The sequence below is a fragment of the Vogesella mureinivorans genome (assembly GCF_007644035.1).
Lineage (GTDB): Bacteria > Pseudomonadota > Gammaproteobacteria > Burkholderiales > Chromobacteriaceae > Vogesella > Vogesella mureinivorans.
The window spans coordinates 1-297 of the sequence record NZ_VMTV02001070.1; the positions used below are offsets into that span (position 1 = coordinate 1).

Here is a 297-nt window from a genome sequence, read left to right on the forward strand (position 1 = left end):
TCCGGAGAGCTGCAGGGTGAAGCGCTCCTCGTCGCGGCGGCGGACGTCCTCGATGGTCTCGCGCGCCTCGTCGGCCCGGAAACCGAGGTCGATCAGCACCTGATAGCCGAACACCAAAGCGCTCTCGAAGGTCTCGCGGAGCTGATATTCGACGCCCGCCTGCACCAGCCGCAGCGAGTGGCCGCGGTCGTAGGCGCGGACGAACAGCTTGGTCAGCGGGAACTCGGCCTTGACCCGTTCGACGATCAGGTCGGCGACCTCGGGCTTGTCGACGCAGACGAGGATGGTCTCGGCCTT

At 67.0% G+C, this 297-nt stretch carries 1 pseudogene; it reads right to left on the minus strand.

Features of this window, described 5'->3' with window-relative positions:
- A pseudogene (locus tag FLQ44_RS22790) lies at nt 1-297 on the minus strand (monovalent cation:proton antiporter-2 (CPA2) family protein); the annotation flags it as partial.